The sequence below is a fragment of the Ruegeria sp. BF8 genome, from assembly GCF_056538625.1.
Genome location: NZ_JBQFTL010000001.1, coordinates 829774 through 847546, shown reverse-complemented (window position 1 = coordinate 847546; position 17773 = coordinate 829774). Strand labels below are relative to the sequence as shown.

The following is a 17773-nucleotide window of genomic DNA, read 5'->3' as shown; positions in this document are numbered from 1 at the left end:
CAAAAGGCCCCGCCATCGAGCGGGGTCTTTTCTTATTGGAACAGTGACAATTGATCCCCGGCCCGCGCAGGCCGTGCAAAGAGGTCGCAACGCAGTTTGGGAGTTGTGGTCGCCAATCCAAGTCGCGCAATCGCAGACTTGAACCGCTTGGCGACCATTTCGGCGTAGACCCCCTCGCCGCGCATCCGATGCCCCCACCGCGGGTCGTAGTCCCTGCCCCCGTGCATTTCGCGCAACCGCGCCATGACCTTTTCGGAGCGACCAGGCTCGTGTTCGGACAACCACTCCTGCCACAGTTGCGAGACTTCGCGGGGCAACCGTAGCATGATCCAACTGGCCGCATCCGCGCCTGCGTCGCGGCCCGCCTCCAACAGCGCTTCAAGCTCGTGATCGGTCAGTCCCGGAATGATCGGGGACGTCATGACGCGCACGGGAATCCCGGCCTCGGTCAACTTTCGGATCGTGCGCAGCCGACGTTTTGGCGCAGGGGCACGCGGTTCCATCCGCCGCGACAGGCCAGAATCCAACGTGGTCAGCGAGATGCCGACCCGGACCAGCCCGAGGGCGGCCATCGGCGCGAGAATGTCGATATCCCGTTCGATCAAAGCACCCTTTGTCACGATCGCAACCGGGTGGTTGAAATCTCTCAGAACCTCCAGGCAGGCCCTTGTGATCGAAAGTATTTTTTCGATCGGCTGATACGGGTCCGTATTTGTACCCAGCGCAATCGGCGCCACCTTGTACCGCGCGGACGAAAGCTCGCGCGCAAGCACATCAGGCGCGTTCGGACGTGCGATCAGTCGCGTTTCGAAATCCAACCCGGCAGATAGTCCGAGATATGCATGTGTGGGTCGGGCAAAGCAGTAGACGCAACCGTGTTCGCACCCGCGATACGGGTTGATCGACCGGTCAAATGGCAGATCCGGTGACTTGTTGTAGGTGATCAGAGACTTCGCGACCTCGTCCCGAACCGAGGTTCGCAAGGGAGGCAGAGGCTCGGGATCCTCCCAGCCGTCATCGACCGCTTCGTGCGCATACGCCTCGTACCGACCAGCATCGTTCGATACGGCACCTCGCCCGGAAATAGTGTGGCGCAACGGCATATTTGTTCCCTCTTTGTTCACGTAATTCCTAGCATCTGCGGGTTTCCGCGGCAAGTCTGCCATCACAGTTGCCGGCCTTGTCTCAAGCACAGAACCCATGAATACCGCTCAGAAAGATCATGTGAAATTTGGCGTCGAGCGCGGCAAGATTTTCACCTATAGGTCGGTCTCGGAACCGCCGAGGTCGCAATCGTCACAGTCTAACTGCGGCGAAATGGCCAAAACGGGAAAAACAGCCACCAAGGGCGCAAGGCCCGCCAGCTCAGGGAAATGACCCATGTCCGATGAAGAAGACATCGTCCTGTCGGAACTCAACGACGACGAACTCGTCGAACAGATGTTTGATGACCTCTACGATGGTCTGAAGGAAGAGATCGAAGAAGGCGTGAACATCCTGCTGGAACGTGGATGGGCACCTTATGACATTCTGACCAAGGCGCTTGTCGGCGGCATGACTATCGTCGGCCAGGATTTCCGCGACGGCATCCTGTTCGTGCCCGAAGTTCTGCTGGCCGCCAACGCGATGAAGGGCGGCATGGCCATCCTCAAGCCTCTGCTGGCGGAAACCGGCGCTCCGCGCGTTGGCAAGATGGTGATCGGCACCGTCAAGGGCGACATCCACGACATCGGCAAGAACCTCGTCTCGATGATGATGGAAGGCGCCGGTTTCGAGGTTGTCGATATCGGCATCAACAATCCGGTCGAAAACTACCTGGAAGCGCTTGAAACCGAGCAGCCTGATATTCTGGGCATGTCGGCCCTGCTGACGACGACCATGCCGTACATGAAAGTGGTCATCGACACGTTGGTCGAACAGGGCAAGCGTGACGATTACATCGTGCTGGTAGGCGGCGCCCCGCTGAACGAAGAGTTCGGCAAGGCGATCGGCGCTGACGCCTATTGCCGGGACGCGGCGGTTGCGGTCGAAACCGCCAAGGAGTTCGTCTCGCGCAAGCACAACCAACTGGCGGGTTGATCCTGCACGCCTTGTTTTGTCAAAGCCGCCTGTCCGGGCGGCTTTTTCATTTCCGGGCCGTGGCATCACAACGAGATCGAAACTCAGGTGCCGAGTGTGTGATCCCAAAGGCCGCGAACTTGCATCCGGGGCTTTTTCGCAGTCATTTGACATTGGAACCTTGCGGAGGCGAAACATGCCGCAGCACGACATGCCTGACGACAAACGCCTGACGGAAAAGGGCTTTGACGAGATGGATGCACAGCAAAGCATCCTGTTGATCGCCTGCGGCGCGTTGGCGCGCGAGATTCTGGACCTGAAAACACGCAACGGCTGGGACCACCTTGCTCTGACGTGCTTGCCTGCCATCCTGCATGTCTATCCCGAACGGATCACTCAGGCCGTCGAGGATGCCGTCGCCAAGCATCGCGACCAGTATGACCGGATTTTTGTCGTCTATGCCGATTGCGGGACCGGCGGACTGTTGGAGCAGGCCTGTAAACGACTGGGTGTCGAAATGGTGCGGGGACCGCACTGTTATTCCTTCTTCGAAGGTAACGACAAATTCGCCGAACGCGGCGACGATGAGACTACGGCCTTTTACCTGACCGACTTTCTGGCCAGACAATTTGATGCGTTCGTCTGGAAACCGCTGGGGCTGGATCGGCACCCGGAACTGCGCGACATGTATTTCGGAAATTACACCAAGCTGATCTACCAAGCGCAGACAGATGACCCCGAACTGACCCGTCGGGCACAGGAATGCGCCGATCGGATGGGGCTGGAGTTCGAACGCCGTTTTACCGGATATGGCGATCTCGAGACCACGCTGAAAGACTGGGCCGACGCACGCCCCAATTCTTCCTGATTGGCCCCCGAATGGCGAAACCGGCTCAGGCGTTTTCGCGCGCTACGTCTCGGATTCGGTCGATCATCGCACGCACACCGTTCGACCGCTGGGCCGACAGATGTTCATTCAACCCCAATCGGGCAAGCTCGGCCGCGGCGTCGACCTTCTCCACTTCGGCAACGGGCAAACCGTTGTAAAGCGAACGCAATACAGCGATCAGACCGCGCACGATCAGCGCGTCGCTGTCGCCGTCAAACCGAAAAACACCATCTTCGATCACCGGATGAAGCCAGACCTGACTGGCGCAGCCATGGACTTTGGTTGCCGGCACCTTCAAGGCGTCATCCAGCGGCTCCATCGCCTTGCCCTGCTCGATCACGTGGCGGTACCGGTCTTCCCAGTCCTCAAGGAACTCGAAATCCTCGACAATCTCCTCAAAGGCAGGCGTGGCCATGAACGTGGGTCCTCTGGTTGCGGTTCTGGTTCTGACCTAAGTCGCTCGATGTCCGGTGTCCACCCCCATGGGCGGCTTTTCAAACGACCGAAAGTAGGCTAACCCAGTGCGGGTAATACCTTGCAAAGCTTTGGGTCCATGCAAAAAACTGTTTCCGTCCTTCTTGTCGCCCTGTTGACCCTGTCCGCCTGCAGCAGCTGGCGCGATTCCCGGGCAAACCCGTCGAACTGGTTCGGGAACAGCACCCCTGCCCCGGTCGAGACATCGGCCAGCGACGCAGATGCGCTGGTGCCGAAGCAAAGCTCGGGCCGGGGACTGTTCGCGCGCCCTGAACCCGAAGATACCAGCGTACCGATCACCACCATCACCGAGCTGCGGATCGAACCGAACGCCTCGGGGGCAATCGTTGTCGCGCAAGGCACCGCCTTCCGCCAGGGCGCCTATGACGCAAAGCTCACCTTCGTGGAATCCGAGGAAAACCGGAAGAACGGCGTAATGGAGTTCGTTTTCCGCGTGAACTACCCGACCTATGCCACTGCGCAGGGGCCCGAACGTACGCGTGAAGTGACCGATGCGGTCAATGTCAGCCGTCAGGACCTTGAAGGCATTCGTCTGATCCGCGTGGTCGGTCAGCAGAACGCCCTGGAATCGCGTCGGCGCTGAAATCGGTCTTACAGGGGGACGACCTGAACAGTTTGTCCCTTCGCTGCCAAGGCGATCTCGCCTCTGCAGAGTTTGAGCGCGTCCTCGCCAAAAACCTCGAACCGCCAGCCGGACATCGCAGCAACGTCACGGTCCCCAGCCGCGATCTGATCCAGCTCCGAGCTGGTCGCGATGAGCTTGGCCGCGACCCCTGCGGTTTCCGTCTTTGACTTCAGCAATACCCGCAGCAGGTCAGCCAGCGCGGGGTTCACCTTGATCTTGTCCCGGCTGTTGTCCACCCGCGGAAGATCCTCAGGCGGGCAACTCACACCGGCCTGAACGGCGGCCAGAATACCGTCGGCGATGGCACCTTTGCGCGCTTCGCGCAGCAGCAAACGCGAGCTGCCCAGATCAGCATGCGTGCGTGGTTTGGTCGACGCCAGCTCGACCAGCGCATCATCCTTGAATACACGGCTGCGTGGCACGTTGTTCTGCTGGGCATATTCCTCACGGAACCGGGCAAGCTCCCGCACCACCGCAAGGAACTTGGCCGAGTTGGTTCGGGTCTTGACCCGCCGCCATGCCTCTTCGGGGCGGATGTCATAGGTTGCCGGATCGGTCAGAACGCGCAACTCCTCCGCTACCCAATGGCTGCGCTTGGATTTTTCCAGCTCTGCGGCCAGATGTTCATAGATTTTGCGCAAATGCGTTACGTCCGCCAGCGCATAGGTCTGCTGGGCCTCGCTCAGCGGGCGCCGCGACCAATCAGTAAACCGCGAGGTCTTGTCCAGACCCTGTTTGCAGATTTTGCGAACCAGCGTTTCATAGCCAACCTGTTCCCCGAAACCACAAACCATTGCAGCGACCTGCGTGTCGAATAGCGGCTTGGGGAAAATACCGGCTTCCACCCAGAAAATCTCAAGGTCCTGGCGGGCGGCATGGAAAACTTTGACGACGTTTTCGTTCTGGAACAATTCGTAAAGCGGCTCAAGCGACAGTCCTTCTGCCAGCGGATCGACCAATACCGCGCTGTCCTCTTCTTCAGAGGGCACGGCCAACTGGACCAGACATAACTTGGAGTAGTAGGTCCGCTCGCGCAGGAATTCGGTATCGACGGTCACATAGGGGTGTTGGGCGGCAGCCTTGCAGAAGTCAGCCAACTCTCGCGTGGTTTTGAGGGTCTTCATGCGCTTGCTAATCTTGCTCTTGCTCTGGTCATTGCCCGTTGGTTTCTTCTGCCCCGAGCGCTTGGCCAGACCATAGGCCGAATTGGCCGCTCATGTAAATCTCTGGCGCAAGATCAGGGGAGTAACACCGGTGCGCGATCGCCACGGGCAAAGCGCTCCAGAACCGCCGGATACAGCTTGTGTTCCCAGGCCAGCACCTTCCGAGCAAGCGAATCCGGGGTGTCGCCGGGTTCGACCGGAACCCGCGCCTGACCCAGGATCGGACCGTCATCCAGCGCCGCGGTAACCTCGTGCACGGTGCAGCCATGTTCGGCATCTCCCGCCGCTATGGCGCGGGCGTGGGTGTTGAGCCCTTTGTACTTGGGCAGCAGCGAGGGGTGGATATTCAGCATCCGCCCCTGAAAGCGGGACACGAAATCGCCCGTCAGAACGCGCATGAACCCGGCCAGGCAGATGATGTCTGGCTGCGCCTCGAGCAGCGGCTTGCACAGCTCGGCCTCAAACGCGGCGCGGTCACCGCCGAACGGCCGGTGATCGACCACGGCTGTGGCAATCCCGCGATCCGCCGCCTTGGCCAAGCCGCCAGCATCTGCATTGTTCGACAGAACCAGACAGGGGCGCGCCGGGTGGTCGCCTGTCATGCTGTCGACCAGCGACACCATGTTCGACCCGCCCCCGGAAATCAGGATGGCGACGCGCTTGTGGCTCACAGCAGCGTGCCTGCGTAGCTGACGCCCGCCCCTTCGGTGACCGATCCGATGCGCGCGACGCTCTCGCCGGCATCCGTCAGCAGGGCGGCCAGGTCATCGGCGCGGTCGGCGGCACAGACGACGATCATGCCGATCCCGCAGTTGAAGGTCTTGAGCATTTCCGCCTCGGCGATGCCCCCGGTTTCCGCCAGCCAACGGAACACCGGCGGCAGATCCCAGGCGTTCAGGTCGATTTGCGCACCCAGGTCGTCGGGCAGCACGCGCGGCAGGTTCTCGGTCAGCCCGCCGCCAGTGATGTGCGCCAGCGCATTGACGCCACCCGCCCGGATCCCGGCGAGGGCAGGTTTGACGTAGAGCCGCGTGGGCGTCAGCAGCGCCTCTCCCAAAGGCCCGTCGCAGAACGGCGAGTCCGCGTCCCATCCCAGGCCCGAGATCTGAACCAGCTTACGCACCAGCGAGTAGCCGTTGGAATGCACCCCGTCCGAGGCCAGCCCCAGCAGAACATCCCCGGCCTGCACACCGGCGGGCAGATCGCTGCCGCGCTCCATCGCGCCGACAGCAAAGCCTGCCAGGTCGAAGTCGCCATCGGGGTACATCCCCGGCATCTCGGCGGTTTCACCCCCGATCAAGGCACAGCCCGATCGGACGCAGCCCTCGGCGATGCCCTCGATGATCCGCGCGGCGGTCTCGGTGTCCAGCTTGCCCGTGGCGAAGTAATCCAGGAAGAACAACGGCTCGGCCCCCTGGCAGATCAGGTCGTTCACGCACATGGCCACCAGGTCGATCCCCACACCATCGACCACGCCCGTGTCGATCGCAATCCGCAGCTTGGTGCCCACGCCATCGGTTGCCCCCACCAGGATCGGGTCGGAATACCCTGCCCCTTTCAGGTCGAAAAGCGCGCCGAACCCGCCAAGGCCGCTCATGACGCCGGGGCGGTTCGTCCGCTTGGCGGCGGGCTTGATCCGGTCGACCAGCGCGTTGCCCGCATCGATATCCACGCCCGCATCTGCATAGGTGATGCCGTTCTTGCCCGCTGTCATGGCCGTTCCCTCATGAATGCTTTCAGCGCGGGTTAGTCGATTGTGCGCCGCGTTGCAACGGTCAGGCTTGACGCGGCTGTTCTGCGTGGTACCCAAGCGCTCAGGCGGGCCTGTAGCTCAATTGGTTAGAGCAGAGCGCTCATAACGCTTTGGTTGGGGGTTCGAGTCCCTCCGGGCCTACCAAATACGGCCGAAATCACCGCCCGATGATGATGTCTGCGCACAAACCGCCCAAGCGTTCGCTTTGGCCCAAGCGCAAAACACCGCCGTGGACACGAGCGATATCTGCAACGATCGCCAGCCCGAGGCCCACCCCGCTGCCCTGATTCTGGTTCCGCGACGGGTCCAACCGGCTGAACGGCTTAACCGCCTCGGTCCGCTGTTCGGGCGGGATGCCGGGGCCATCATCCTCAACTCGAATGCGCAGCGATTTGTCAGTCAGGGTCATGCTGACCATCGCGTGCGACCCGTAGCGCACCGCGTTGCCGATCAGGTTTTCCACGGCGCGGCGGATTGCAGTCGGACGCAGCATCACTGCACCCTGCCCTTCGGGCGGCAGCAACTCGACACTTTGTCCGGCCCGTTGCGCATCATCCACGATCGAGCGCAGAAGCTCATCCGGACGAACCTCGACCTGCTCGCCCTCGGACGCGCCGCGCGAGAAATCAAGGAAGGCATCCAGGAGTGATTGCATTTCGTTCACGTCCTGAAGCAGCGGCTTTGCATCTTCCTCGGGCAGCATCGACAGGCCAAGCTTGAGCCGGGTCAGAGGCGTTCGCAGGTCATGGCTGACACCCGACAGCATCAGGGTCCGCTGCTCGATCTGCCGCTCGATCCGGGCGCGCATGTCAAGAAACGCGCTACCGGCGGCCCGCACCTCGACGGCCCCTCCGGGGGTGAACGGCACGACCCGACCGCGACCAAAAGCCTGCGCCGCATCGGCCAGCCGAGTGATCGGCCGCAACTGATTGCGCATGTACAAGAACGAAATCGAGGTCATGATCACCGCAAAGAACAGCATCGTGACGATCAACTGGTGCGGGGCGACCGTCGACAGACGCCGGCGATCAAAGCCAAGCTCCAACACACCCAGATGGGTGTTCAAGAACAAAGTCGCGACCTGACTGTCCGGCAACGATACCGCTACGAGGTTCGGCAGCAGCTCTCGAAGATCAGCGTCGATCTGCGGTGCGATGAAATCATACCAGCGCCGAGGTTCAATAGTAGGCGTTTCGTTGATCCCCAGAAAACGGGCCTGCATGTCCAGCACCCTCAGATCCGGACGCACCGCGGCCAGCGCCTGCTGTTGGGTTTCGGCACCCTGAATGTCTTCCAGAACCAGCCGCACTTCGCGCGACGCCGCCCGGGTCATCTGACCGGTCACATCCTCGAGGTGTTCACGCACGAATGCCACCGACACCACCAACAGAACCACGATCACCGGCAGCACCAGAATCAGGGCCGCCCGGGCATACAAGCTGCGGGGCAAATAGGGTTTGAGCCAGCGCGAGGACATGCGCTAAACCTAGCGGGCTGCCCCGCCAAGAGAAAGAGGCCAAGATGCTGCAAGCAGACGATTTCAACCCGAAACCGGGGATCCCTGTCGCCCTGCAGCCGGGCCTCAGGCTCTTGCTGGCCCCAAACCCGTCGCCGATGACCTATCTGGGGACAAATACATACCTCCTGGGCACCAGCGACCTTGCCGTAATCGACCCCGGACCGTTGAGCGACAGTCACATGCAGGCCATTCTGGATGCGCTGCAGCCCGGGCAAATGATCAGCCATATCGTGGTCACCCACAGCCACCTGGACCATTCGCCGCTAGCTGCTCCGCTGTCAGAGCGGACAGGTGCCCCGATCTACGCCTTTGGCGGGCCACAGGCAGGGCGCAGCGCGATCATGTCCCAACTGGCCGAGCAAGGCCTCGCCGGCGGCGGCGAGGGAATCGACACGGAATTCCGCCCGGACATCGAGTTGGCGGACGGCGACAGGATCGAGGGGAACGGATGGGGCCTTGAGGTCATTCACACGCCGGGTCATCTGGGCAATCACATCGCGCTGGCCTGGGGAGACGTGTGTTTCACCGCCGATCACGTGATGGGCTGGGCCAGTTCGCTGGTTTCGCCTCCGGATGGCGATCTGACAGACTTCATGAAAGCCTGCCACCGGCTACGCGCACGCGACTGGTCCGTCTTCCATGCCGGACACGGCGCGCCGATCACAGACCCTTCGGGTCGGCTTGACTGGTTGATCCGCCACCGGCTCGAACGTGAGGCACAAATCCTCGACGCGCTGGCCGAGCGCCCGGGCACAGCCCGGGATCTGGCCCAGCGGATCTATGTCGAAACCCCGCCTGCCCTGCTTCCAGCGGCCGAGCGCAACGTGTTTGCCCATCTGGTGGACCTGACCGGAAAAGACCGCGTCGCCCCCCGGGGCGCGCTGTCGGTGCAGACCAGTTTTCATCGCATCTCCTGAACGCACAAAAAATTCGCCCTCGGTGCTTTTCCCCTCTGGACGCCGAAAAACCGGATTGCTATATGCGCCTCAGTTCCGGCGTAGCTCAGCGGTAGAGCAGTTGACTGTTAATCAATTGGTCGTAGGTTCGATCCCTACCGCCGGAGCCAAAATCCTCTGATTTCAGAAGTTTGTGGCGCACCCAACCGCTCGCGTCCCGTGTATGGTCGGTTGCCGATCCGACAGGCCGGGTTTTCAGCTGGTTCCAGGCATACAATCAGCCTGCCCCCAAGGACCTGCGCCGTTAGTTTGGAGTTGGTCTTTCGATCAGCCCAATCCTGTCAATCACACCCGCGAAACATCAGAGAATTTTCCAGCGCCTGTGACGCAAGTTTGGTCCGCCATGCATTTGCACAGCAGATCGTCCGCTACAGTTCGTTTTTGTAGATCACCCCGCCCTTCATGATCAGATCTAAGCGCTCTTCGTATTCGGTCATGACAGACATGTCCTCAAGGGGGTTGCCGTCGATCAGAAGGATATCCGCATGAGCACCCTCCGCAATGACACCCAGCGCCCCGGGATAAGGATTGCGCGGCCCCGACAAGGCAAGCAACTCGGCTGATTTCGAGGTTGCCTGACGGAGTATTTCGGCATTGTCGAACCATTCCGTTCTCAGAACGAACTCCTCGTTTGCGCGCTTGATCATCTCAGGAGAAGTGATCACGTCCGTGCCGAAGACGATATTCTCGAATCCAAGCTCCTTGGCCATGGTGAACATCTGGTTGATGCCGTCATAGGCTTCGTCATGCTTGGCTTTTTGTTCGTCGTTGTAGCCTGCCGGATGGAATGTGTAGACGATGACCTGCGGCGACAGCCAGGCATCATGCTCCATCATCACGCGCATGGCCTCTTCGCTCATCAGATTGCCATGCTCGATGGACTTCACCCCATTCTCGACGGCGCGGATGATGCCATCCGAGTTGTAGACATGGGCGGTTACGTAGGTGTTCCAGTCTTCTGCCGCTTCGACGGCTGCACGGATTTCGTCTGCCGTGTACTGCGTGGTGTCCAGTGGATCAGCAAATGACCCGGTACCGCCACCGACCGAAATCTTGATCTGCGAGGCCCTGCGGCGCAACACCTCGCGTACGGTCTTCAGAACCTCGTCACGCCCATCGGCAACTGCGACATGGAAGTATTTCATCGGAATGCTGGGCTCGAACACCAATGACCCGGGCTCGTTTGCGTCCGTCCGATGATCCGAGTGGCCCGAGCTCTGCGAGATCATGGGACCCGAAGGATAGACCCGAGGCCCCGTCAGAATGCCCTCGTCTATGGCGCGTTTCAGTGAAAACGAGTTCCCGCCGACATCGCGGACCGTCGTGAACCCCTGCATCAGGTATTGTTCGGCGACGGTTGCGGCAACATAGGCCCAGTATTCGCGATCGGCATTGAATGCGATACCGAACGGCATCTGAAACATCAGATGCGCATGCATGTCGGCAAATCCGGGCATCAGGAACCGACCCTGCGCATCGATCACCGTCGCCCCCTCCGGCGCATCCAGATCAGGGCCAATGGCCGTGATCATGCCGTCTTGGATCAAAACGTCCTGACCCTCGATCAGGTCGGAACGGACACCGTCGAAAATCCGAGCGCCGGTGATCAGGGTTCCGGCCTCTTGGGCGATCCCCGGCGCGGCGAGAACAAAGAAGAAAAGCTTCGCTGCAATCCTGCAAGCTGTCCGCATCTTGGGTTCCTTTCCGATTTCAACAGGTTCACCGAAGAATGGTGCATTATCGAGAGGCTAGTCTCTTTCTGATCCGGATGAAACGATCACGTCGCGGCCGGTGCGTAGATCAACGCAACGTTTCACTGCCGCACGAAACAACAAACCTGTTCACCCCGATTGAAATCCGAAACGGAAACCTGGGGCGCGCAATTCGTCCAAAGAAAGCAATTTTCGTCTGGACCTCGTCTTTGCAGATTGGTACACGCCCCTCAGTTCCGGCGTAGCTCAGCGGTAGAGCAGTTGACTGTTAATCAATTGGTCGTAGGTTCGATCCCTACCGCCGGAGCCAAAAATCATTAAAAATCAAGCGTTAACCTGCCAAGGCGTCCTTGAATTCATCCCGCAGTTTGCGTTTCAGGACCTTGCCAGTCGCATTGAGTGGCAGCGCGTCGACGAAGACCACTTTGTCCGGCACCTGCCACTTGGCAATCTTGCCGTCGAAAAACTCCAGAAGCTCGGCCTCGGACGGGTCTTCGCCCTCGGCCTTGACGGCTACCAGCAGCGGGCGTTCGTCCCATTTGGGATGTGGCACGCCGATCACCGCCGCGGTGGCCAGTTTCGGGTGCGCTACGGCGATGTTTTCCAATTCGACTGAGCTGATCCACTCACCGCCCGACTTGATGATGTCCTTGGAGCGGTCGCGGATGGTCATGTAGCCATCGGGGTCCAGCGTTGCCACGTCGCCGGTGGCGAACCAGCCATCCTGCAGAAGATCTTGATCCTGCAGCTGGAAATAGCTGTCCAGCACCCAGTGTCCGCGCACCATCAGGTCGCCCTGCGTGACCCCGTCATGCGGCAAGTCGTTGCCGTCGTCATCAACGATCTTCAGCTCGACCCCAAAGGGCGGACGACCCTGATTCTCGCGCAGTTTGTGCTGTTCCTCGATCGGCAGCTTGCGATGCTTGGCCAGCGGAATGTTGGCAGTGCCCAGCGGGCTCATCTCGCTCATCCCCCAGGCATGCACGGTGTCGACGCCGTATTTTTCCCGGAAGGTCTCGATCATCGAGGGCGGGCACGCCGCACCGCCGATCACCGTACGTTCGAGGCTTTCCAGCTTGGTGCCGCATTTGGCGGCATGGGCCAGCAGGCCCTGCCAGATGGTGGGAACCCCCATCGCCAGCGTCACGCCATAGGTGCCGATCAGGTTCACCAGCGCCTCGCCATGCAGGTCGGGCCCGGGCAACACCATCTGCGAACCGGACATGGCGCAGCCATAGGGCGACCCCCAGGCGTTGACGTGGAACATGGGCACCACCGGCATCACCACATCCATCGCCGAATACCCGATGACGTCGCGGGTGTTCGAGGCAAAGCTGTGCAGAACGGTCGAACGGTGCGAATACAGCACGCCTTTGGGGTGGCCGGTCGTGCCCGAGGTGTAGCACAGGCTCGAGGCGGTGTTTTCATCGAAGACCGGCCATTCGAAATCGGCGTCGCCGGTCTCGATCAAGTCGTCATAGAATTCCAGTCCGGGGATCTGCTGCAGTGCGTCCTCGCTGCGCGGTCCCATCAGGACGAAATGCTTCACTTCGGTCAATTGATCGCGGATCGCGGCAACCAGCGGGATGAAGGTGGCGTCGAAGAACAGCACCCGGTCCTGCGCGTGGTTGATGATGTAAACCAGCTGTTCGGGGAACAGGCGCGGGTTGATCGTGTGGCAGACGAAACCCGCACCCGAGGCCGCATAGTAGATTTCCAGATGCCGGCGGTTGTTCCAGGCCAGGGTGCCGATCCGGTCCTGCGGCTGCAAGCCCAGCTTGGTCAGCGCCGACCCCAGTCGCCGGGCATTGGCGGCGATCTCGCCCCAGTTCGTCCGGGTGACGGTTCCGTCGGTTTCGACCGACACGATCTCGGTCTGACCGTGATAGCGCGCAGCATGATCGATCAGTGACGAAATCAACAGCGGCTGCGTCATCATCTGTCCCAGCATGGACATCCTCCCATTCATCGCGCCGGCCTGATGCGGCGTCTGTTGCGGCCAGGCGACACGGCGGCATGGCCGGCCCCAGGGCTTCTCCTCGGGGCCGATCCTGCCAATCATTTAATTGTCTGACAATAAAAGAATGCGGCCTGCCGTGGCGGCAGGCCGTCAGATTTGCAGGGCTTCAGCCCCGGTGCCGCAGCGCATAGGCCACAAGTGCGGCGGTCGAGCCGTCCTTGCCCTCGGTGCCCGCATCGCCATCGACGATTGGCCCCAGCGAGGTGGCCAACTCCTTGCCCAGCTCCACCCCCCACTGGTCGAACGAGTTGATGCCCAACAGCACGCCTTCGACGAACACCCGGTGTTCATACAGCGCAATGATCTGGCCCAGAACGAAGGGCGTCAGCTGCGGATAGATCAGCGTGGTCGAGGGCCGGTTGCCCGGGAACACGCGATGCCGGGCCTGACGCTCCAACTCGTCGCCATGCAGGCCCATCTCGGCCATGCGCACTCGCGCTTCCTCAAGCGACCGGCCACGCATCAACGCCTCGGACTGAGCCAGGCAGTTGGCCAGCAGCAGACGGTGATGATGGGCCAGTTCGGGCTCGTGGCCTTCGGCGGCCACCATGAATTCGCAGGGGATCACGTCGGTGCCCTGATGGATCAGTTGGTAAAACGCGTGCTGCCCGTTGGTGCCGGGCTCACCCCAGACCACCGGCCCCGAAGGCACGCTCAGCGCCGAGCCGTCCATGGCCACCGATTTGCCGTTCGATTCCATCTCGAGCTGTTGGAAATAGGCCGGCAACCGCAGCAACCGTTGATCATAGGGCAGCACCGCGCGGCTGGCATGGCCCAGCACCTGACGGTGCCAGATGCCCACCAGCGCGAGCATCACCGGCATGTTCTCGGCCCAGTCCGCGGCGCGGAAATGCACGTCCATCGCCTGCCCGCCGCGCAGGAACGCGTCAAATGCGTTCGAGCCCACCGCAATCATCACCGGCAGTCCAACCGGACCCCAGACCGAATAGCGCCCGCCGACCCAATCGGCGAAGCCGAACACGCGGTCAGACGGGATGCCGAAGTCCGCCGTCTTGTCCACGGCGCTGGACACGGCCGCGAACTGCCGCCCCGGGTCGCCGCCGCCGTCCAGCATCCAGGCCCGCGCCGTCCGCGCGTTGGTCATGGTTTCGATGGTGGTAAATGTCTTGGACGCCACGATCACCAGCGTCCGCGTCGGGTCCAGTTCGCGCAGCGTGTCGGCGATATGCGCGCCATCCACGTTAGAGACATAGTGCAGGCGCGGCCCATCGTGATAGGGCGCCAGCGCCAGCGTCGCCATCACTGGCCCAAGGTCCGAACCGCCGATCCCGATATTCACCACGTCGGTAAAGCTGCCCCCGCCCCCCTGGGCCGTTCCGCCCCGGACCTCTTCGGCGAACACGCGCATGCGCTGCAGGGTGTCCAGAACCTCGGGCATCACGTCCTGGCCGTCAACCTCGACCGGGCCGCCGTCCAGATTGCGCAGCGCCGTATGCAGCACCGCGCGGCCCTCGGTCTCGTTGATCTTGTCGCCCCGGAACATCGCGTCGCGCCGCTCGGCCAGACCAGCCTGATCACATAAGTCGATCAGCGCCGCGTGTATGTCCGCGTCGATCAGGGTCTTCGAATAGTCGAAAAGCAAATCGCCGGTCGAGGCCGAGAATCTCTGCGCCCGGTCGGGATCCTGCGCGAACAGGTCGAGGATGCGGGTATCCGCCGCCTGCGCGGCAAGGGTTCTGAGAGTGTCCAGTTGCATGAGATCAATCCGCCCAGTGTACCGTCATTCCATCCAAGACTGCCGCAATTGGCGCCTCCTCGGGCGGCAGGCTCATGGCACGCTCAAGCGCTGCGCGCTTTTGTTCACCATAGATGACCACGTGTTTGGACAGCGCCCCATCCAGAACCGGACCCGTCAGTGTGATGCGCGTCTCGGGCTGCGTCTGCGGGCGAGCAACGGCCAATGCCGGTGCGTTGCTGGCCAATGCCTGCGCCAGCCCCTCCATCCCCGGAAACAACGAGGCCGTATGCATGTCGTCGCCCATTCCAAGAACCAACACCGCCAACGGGCGCAGCGGCTCGATCAGAGCTTCGATTTGGGGCAGAACCTCTTCGGGCGCCTTGCCGGGAATATAGAGCGGGACATAGTCCGCCGCCGCCGCCCGGTTGGTCAGAAGACGGTCGCGAATCAAGCGTTCGTTCGACCGGTCACTGTCTGCCGGGACGCAGCGTTCGTCGGTAGGCAGCACACGGACACGCTCCCACTCAAGATCCGCGGCGCACAGGCTGTCGAAGATCGGTCCGGGCGTGGTGCCGCCGGGAACAGCAAAAGCCACGACATCGTTGTGCAGCAGTGCGGCCTCCAACTCTCCGGCCAGAACGTTGGCAACATCAATGGCCAGCATGTCCCTGTCGGCATATTCCTGAATCTTCATGGCTTGATCCCTTGCCAATGGCGACCGTCGCGTTTCATCAGCAGTTCGGCGTCGCCGGGACCGGTACTGCCGCTGTCATAGGGTTTTGGCACGTCGCCGCGTGCCTGCCACCCCGCAATGATCGGGTCGGTCCAGGCCCAAGCGGCCTCGACCTCGTCTCCGCGCATGAACAGGGTTTGATTGCCCCGGATCACGTCCATCACCAAACGCTCATAAGCATCCGGCGCTTCCTGGTTTTCGGGCCCGAGCGCTTCGGCAAAACTCATATCCAACGGGACGTCGATCAAACGCATTCCGCCCTGCCCCGGCTCTTTGATCGTGACTTTCAGCGTTATGCCTTCGTTCGGCTGCAGCCGGATCGACAGCGTGTTGGCATGCCGCCCGGCCTCGGCCCCGAAGATCGAATGCGGCGCATCCTTGAAGATGACGTTGATCACCGAGGACCGCGCCACCAGCCGCTTGCCGGTGCGCAAGTAAAACGGAGTCCCCGCCCACCGCCAATTGCTGACATGCGCCCGCAGCGCCACATAACTTTCGGTGGTCGAGCGCGGATTGCCCACCGCTTCGCGGTAGCCCGGCCCGTCGGGACCACCCGAATACTGCCCACGCACGATGTGGTGCGGCTGCACCGGGTCCAGCGCGCGGATTACCTTGAGCTTTTCATCGCGCACGGCGTCCGAATCGAACTTGGCAGGCGGCTCCATCGCGATCAGGCACAGAAGCTGCATCAGGTGGTTTTGCACCATGTCGCGCATTGCCCCAGCGCGCTCGTAATACTCTTCGCGACCATCCACGCCGACGGTCTCGGCGACGGTGATCTGGATATGGTCGACATACTGACTGTTCCACAGCGGCTCGAACAGCATGTTGCCGAACCGGACTGCCATCAGGTTCTGGACGGTTTCCTTGCCCAGATAATGATCGATCCGGTAGATTTGGTTTTCGCTGAAATACGAGGCCAGCGTGGCATTCAACGCCCGCGCGCTGTCCAGGTCGTGACCGAACGGCTTTTCGACGACGATCCTCGTCTGCTCGTTTGCCAGACCGTGCTGGCGGATTTTTTCCGCCAACGGGGCGAACAATCCGGGTCCGACCGAGAAATAGAAGGCGCGGATCCGCGAATCCGTCAACAGACCTGAAAGGTTTTCCCACCCATCATCAGAGCTGGCATCCAACCGCAGATACTGCAGCCGGTTCAGGAACCCATCAAGGTTGCCGGGATCTGCCGCTTGACGAGGTGCGTGCTGGGCCAGCGACTCGGCGACGATCGCACGATAGCCCGCCTGATCATGTGCGGACCTTGCTGCGGCGATTATCCGAACATCGTCATTCCACTGTCCCGCGCAATAACGGCGAAACAAGGCAGGCAAAATCTTGCGCTGCGCCAGATCCCCAGTGCCACCAAAAATGACCAGATCAAATGGGTCGACGGGTATAACGCGAGAAACCATGAGCCGTCCTTAACGCGCCATCGCCGGCATGTCCAATGTTAGCGCAATCATATCCTGGACTTTCTCTGGTTTTCCAATCTGTACCAATCGTGTGCGCCGCACCGGACCGCCACCGAAACGCACAAGAATATTCAACCGCTCAACGCGTCCGCCGTCAACGGATTGCCAAGATCTGGTTGTGTTCAGAAATTATGAGAGTGAGTAACCTGCGCCGAAACGCAGGTCGGCATTCATTCGATGATCCATCGGCCGGATCAAGGCGCATTGGCCTCGAGCGCAACCTGGCCGAAACGCTAGTTCAGCCGGTATTCTCCGACGACGTTCCGCCATTCTCCGGGTGCGATCATCTTGCGGTGGGTAAAGCGCACCGAATGCAGCGGACCCTCGATTTCGCGCTGCCAGAACTCGATGAAATTGAACAACTTGGGATGATCCGGCGCCAAGTCGTAATCCTGCCAGATGAACGTGTTCAGAACATGGATGTAATCCGGCATGCGATAGAAGATTTCAGCCGTTGTCAGGCCATACCCCTTCAGCATCAATTCGGTTTCGTTTTTCTCCATTCAGACCTCCAGATTTCCTCAAAGGTCCCTTCAGGGTAACATGATTCCTTTTCAATCCGTATTAAAACAATGTGTTACCCGAAAAACACCGCGGTTTCAGGCCACTTCCGGGTTGCTTGCTTGCACCCTATGTGCCGGGTCTGATAAGATGCATCCACAAGATATAGACCCAGCAC

General features: G+C 61.0%; 16 protein-coding genes and 3 tRNA genes. 7 read left to right on the top strand and 12 right to left on the bottom strand.

The features are described 5' to 3' along the window. Window positions 1-32: 32 nt before the first annotated feature. The gene (locus ACR0LD_RS04220) at window positions 33-1103 is read right to left on the bottom strand and encodes a PA0069 family radical SAM protein (protein WP_170367183.1); all 1071 of its coding nucleotides are present in this window, start codon (window positions 1101-1103) and stop codon (window positions 33-35) included. Between the two features lie 277 nt (window positions 1104-1380). Between ACR0LD_RS04220 and ACR0LD_RS04215 the strand changes: the two genes are divergently transcribed. Then, complete coding sequence (locus tag ACR0LD_RS04215; RefSeq protein WP_093962188.1) at window positions 1381-2079, top strand: corrinoid protein; 699 nt, start codon at window positions 1381-1383, stop codon at window positions 2077-2079. Window positions 2080-2254: 175 nt separating this feature from the next. After that, window positions 2255-2926, top strand: a complete 672-nt coding sequence (locus ACR0LD_RS04210; RefSeq protein WP_170359069.1) for a DUF1638 domain-containing protein — start codon at window positions 2255-2257, stop codon at window positions 2924-2926. Window positions 2927-2951: 25 nt separating this feature from the next. Here ACR0LD_RS04210 and ACR0LD_RS04205 read toward each other — a convergent pair whose 3' ends face one another. Beyond that, the gene (locus tag ACR0LD_RS04205) at window positions 2952-3362 is read right to left on the bottom strand and encodes a SufE family protein (protein ID WP_170373320.1); all 411 of its coding nucleotides are present in this window, start codon (window positions 3360-3362) and stop codon (window positions 2952-2954) included. Window positions 3363-3500: 138 nt separating this feature from the next. Here ACR0LD_RS04205 and ACR0LD_RS04200 point away from each other — a divergent pair, with 138 nt between their 5' ends. Beyond that, entirely contained in the window at window positions 3501-4025 is a 525-nt protein-coding gene (locus ACR0LD_RS04200) for a hypothetical protein (protein ID WP_170338953.1), read from the top strand. Window positions 4026-4033: 8 nt separating this feature from the next. Here ACR0LD_RS04200 and rnd read toward each other — a convergent pair whose 3' ends face one another. The 3 genes from rnd to purM form a co-directional block, all read right to left on the bottom strand. After that, window positions 4034-5191 carry a ribonuclease D gene (rnd, locus tag ACR0LD_RS04195; RefSeq protein WP_480635682.1) on the bottom strand — a complete coding sequence of 386 codons (1158 nt, stop codon included), beginning with the start codon at window positions 5189-5191 and terminating at the stop codon, window positions 4034-4036. A 113-nt stretch (window positions 5192-5304) separates the two neighbouring features. Beyond that, window positions 5305-5901, bottom strand: a complete 597-nt coding sequence (purN, locus tag ACR0LD_RS04190; protein WP_170367187.1) for a phosphoribosylglycinamide formyltransferase — start codon at window positions 5899-5901, stop codon at window positions 5305-5307. After that, window positions 5898-6944 (bottom strand): phosphoribosylformylglycinamidine cyclo-ligase, encoded by a 1047-nt coding sequence (gene purM, locus ACR0LD_RS04185; RefSeq protein ID WP_480635681.1) that lies wholly within the window; start codon window positions 6942-6944, stop codon window positions 5898-5900. Before purM ends, purN begins: the two co-directional genes overlap by 4 nt. Before the next feature lie 106 nt (window positions 6945-7050). Here purM and ACR0LD_RS04180 point away from each other — a divergent pair. After that, window positions 7051-7127, top strand: a tRNA-Ile gene (locus ACR0LD_RS04180). A gap of 13 nt (window positions 7128-7140) precedes the next feature. Here ACR0LD_RS04180 and ACR0LD_RS04175 read toward each other — a convergent pair. Continuing rightward, window positions 7141-8460: an ATP-binding protein gene (locus ACR0LD_RS04175; protein WP_170363378.1), complete on the bottom strand. Its 1320-nt coding sequence runs from the start codon at window positions 8458-8460 to the stop codon at window positions 7141-7143. A gap of 44 nt (window positions 8461-8504) precedes the next feature. Between ACR0LD_RS04175 and ACR0LD_RS04170 the strand changes: the two genes are divergently transcribed. Together ACR0LD_RS04170 and ACR0LD_RS04165 are read left to right on the top strand one after the other, a co-directional pair. Continuing rightward, on the top strand, window positions 8505-9419 hold the full coding sequence (locus ACR0LD_RS04170) for an MBL fold metallo-hydrolase (protein WP_480635680.1): 915 nt from the start codon (window positions 8505-8507) through the stop codon (window positions 9417-9419). A 74-nt stretch (window positions 9420-9493) separates the two neighbouring features. Then, a tRNA-Asn gene (locus ACR0LD_RS04165) sits at window positions 9494-9568 on the top strand. A gap of 258 nt (window positions 9569-9826) precedes the next feature. Here ACR0LD_RS04165 and ACR0LD_RS04160 read toward each other — a convergent pair. Continuing rightward, the gene (locus ACR0LD_RS04160; RefSeq protein WP_480635679.1) at window positions 9827-11149 is read right to left on the bottom strand and encodes a metal-dependent hydrolase family protein; all 1323 of its coding nucleotides are present in this window, start codon (window positions 11147-11149) and stop codon (window positions 9827-9829) included. Window positions 11150-11405: 256 nt separating this feature from the next. On the opposite strand from ACR0LD_RS04160, the gene ACR0LD_RS04155 reads away from it, so the two are divergent. Further along, window positions 11406-11480, top strand: a tRNA-Asn gene (locus ACR0LD_RS04155). Between the two features lie 21 nt (window positions 11481-11501). Here ACR0LD_RS04155 and ACR0LD_RS04150 read toward each other — a convergent pair. The 5 genes from ACR0LD_RS04150 to ACR0LD_RS04130 form a co-directional block, all read right to left on the bottom strand. Then, the gene (locus ACR0LD_RS04150; protein ID WP_480635678.1) at window positions 11502-13121 is read right to left on the bottom strand and encodes a long-chain-fatty-acid--CoA ligase; all 1620 of its coding nucleotides are present in this window, start codon (window positions 13119-13121) and stop codon (window positions 11502-11504) included. 175 nt (window positions 13122-13296) lie between these two features. Further along, window positions 13297-14907: a glucose-6-phosphate isomerase gene (pgi, locus tag ACR0LD_RS04145; RefSeq protein WP_480635677.1), complete on the bottom strand. Its 1611-nt coding sequence runs from the start codon at window positions 14905-14907 to the stop codon at window positions 13297-13299. A gap of 4 nt (window positions 14908-14911) precedes the next feature. Then, window positions 14912-15583 (bottom strand): 6-phosphogluconolactonase, encoded by a 672-nt coding sequence (pgl, locus tag ACR0LD_RS04140; RefSeq protein WP_480635676.1) that lies wholly within the window; start codon window positions 15581-15583, stop codon window positions 14912-14914. Beyond that, window positions 15580-17034 carry a glucose-6-phosphate dehydrogenase gene (gene zwf / locus ACR0LD_RS04135; protein ID WP_170359052.1) on the bottom strand — a complete coding sequence of 485 codons (1455 nt, stop codon included), beginning with the start codon at window positions 17032-17034 and terminating at the stop codon, window positions 15580-15582. The genes pgl and zwf overlap by 4 nt, the downstream gene beginning before the upstream one ends. A 293-nt stretch (window positions 17035-17327) precedes the next feature. Beyond that, complete coding sequence (locus ACR0LD_RS04130; protein WP_093962206.1) at window positions 17328-17597, bottom strand: usg protein; 270 nt, start codon at window positions 17595-17597, stop codon at window positions 17328-17330. Window positions 17598-17773: the final 176 nt, after the last annotated feature.

Coding starts and splice junctions, on each gene's coding strand:
- ACR0LD_RS04175 (WP_170363378.1), bottom strand. CDS start 8,460: ATGTCCTCGCGCTGGCTCAAACCCTATTTGCCCCGCAGCTTGTATGCC.
- ACR0LD_RS04150 (WP_480635678.1), bottom strand. CDS start 13,121: ATGCTGGGACAGATGATGACGCAGCCGCTGTTGATTTCGTCACTGATC.
- pgi (WP_480635677.1), bottom strand. CDS start 14,907: ATGCAACTGGACACTCTCAGAACCCTTGCCGCGCAGGCGGCGGATACC.
- ACR0LD_RS04220 (WP_170367183.1), bottom strand. CDS start 1,103: ATGCCGTTGCGCCACACTATTTCCGGGCGAGGTGCCGTATCGAACGAT.
- ACR0LD_RS04215 (WP_093962188.1), top strand. CDS start 1,381: ATGTCCGATGAAGAAGACATCGTCCTGTCGGAACTCAACGACGACGAA.
- ACR0LD_RS04200 (WP_170338953.1), top strand. CDS start 3,501: ATGCAAAAAACTGTTTCCGTCCTTCTTGTCGCCCTGTTGACCCTGTCC.
- ACR0LD_RS04130 (WP_093962206.1), bottom strand. CDS start 17,597: ATGGAGAAAAACGAAACCGAATTGATGCTGAAGGGGTATGGCCTGACA.
- ACR0LD_RS04205 (WP_170373320.1), bottom strand. CDS start 3,362: ATGGCCACGCCTGCCTTTGAGGAGATTGTCGAGGATTTCGAGTTCCTT.
- pgl (WP_480635676.1), bottom strand. CDS start 15,583: ATGAAGATTCAGGAATATGCCGACAGGGACATGCTGGCCATTGATGTT.
- rnd (WP_480635682.1), bottom strand. CDS start 5,191: ATGAAGACCCTCAAAACCACGCGAGAGTTGGCTGACTTCTGCAAGGCT.
- ACR0LD_RS04160 (WP_480635679.1), bottom strand. CDS start 11,149: ATGCGGACAGCTTGCAGGATTGCAGCGAAGCTTTTCTTCTTTGTTCTC.
- ACR0LD_RS04170 (WP_480635680.1), top strand. CDS start 8,505: ATGCTGCAAGCAGACGATTTCAACCCGAAACCGGGGATCCCTGTCGCC.
- ACR0LD_RS04210 (WP_170359069.1), top strand. CDS start 2,255: ATGCCGCAGCACGACATGCCTGACGACAAACGCCTGACGGAAAAGGGC.
- zwf (WP_170359052.1), bottom strand. CDS start 17,034: ATGGTTTCTCGCGTTATACCCGTCGACCCATTTGATCTGGTCATTTTT.
- purM (WP_480635681.1), bottom strand. CDS start 6,944: ATGACAGCGGGCAAGAACGGCATCACCTATGCAGATGCGGGCGTGGAT.